Raw genomic sequence first — 1056 nt, 5'->3', positions numbered from 1 at the left:
CATTCCCTTTACCTTATTGATATGTTGATGAGGACATCACCACTCTTAATTGGCGTCATGTTATAAAGCAATAATTTTCAGTCACCTATACGACCCCGATCGCTCTGAGGCACATAATTGGTGTGTTAAACCGGTTTACCTGATTTTTCTGAAATAAAATGCTTATCCTGTGGAAGATCAAATGCGTAAAGATGGGTAAAACCGCTGTGTCATTGCCAGCGATTTCTTTATCCTCCGTTATTAATTACATCTGTCATAAGAGAGTGACTCATGGATCGTATAATTACTTCATCGCGCGACCGTACATCGCTACTCAGCACTCACAAAGTGCTGAGAAATACCTATTTTCTGCTAAGTCTGACGCTGGCGTTTTCAGCGATCACCGCCACGGCAAGTACCGTATTAATGCTGCCGTCTCCGGGCTTGATCCTGACGCTGGTGGGTATGTACGGCCTGATGTTCCTGACCTATAAAACAGCGAACAAACCGACCGGCATCCTGGCCGCTTTCGCATTTACGGGCTTCCTGGGCTACATTCTCGGGCCAATGCTGAATGCCTATCTGTCCGCAGGTATGGGTGATGTTATCGCGATGGCGTTAGGTGGAACGGCACTGGTCTTTTTCTGCTGCTCTGCCTACGTTCTGACAACGCGCAAAGACATGTCTTTCCTCGGCGGTATGCTGATGGCGGGTGTCGTTGTCGTACTGATTGGTATGGTGGCGAACATCTTCTTGCAACTGCCCGCGCTGCATCTTGCTATTAGCGCGGTATTTATTCTGATCTCTTCCGGTGCCATCCTGTTTGAGACCAGCAATATTATCCGTGGCGGTGAGACCAACTACATCCGTGCGACGGTCAGCCTGTACGTATCGCTCTACAACATCTTTGTCAGCCTGTTGAGCATTCTGGGTTTCGCCAGCCGCGACTAAGAGCCAAAATGCGTCATCCAGCCCCGCTTATGCGGGGCTTTGTTTTTTGATAAACTGGCGACCGTTTTACTCAGGCTGTGAAGAATTATGTTGATCTTTGAAGGGAAAGAAATCGATACCGATAGC

At 48.1% G+C, this 1056-nt stretch carries 1 protein-coding gene; it reads left to right on the top strand.

Annotated features, from left to right (window positions below):
• The first annotated feature begins 270 nt into the window (after positions 1–270).
• On the top strand, positions 271–930 hold the full coding sequence (gene yccA, locus CJP72_RS24845) for an FtsH protease modulator YccA (protein WP_162383894.1): 660 nt from the start codon (positions 271–273) through the stop codon (positions 928–930).
• Positions 931–1056 lie beyond the last annotated feature (126 nt).

Source organism: Citrobacter sp. NCU1 (assembly GCF_010231475.1).
Taxonomy (GTDB): domain Bacteria; phylum Pseudomonadota; class Gammaproteobacteria; order Enterobacterales; family Enterobacteriaceae; genus Citrobacter_D.
Note: the sequence above shows the minus strand (reverse complement) of the source record. Positions and strands in the feature narration are given on the sequence as shown.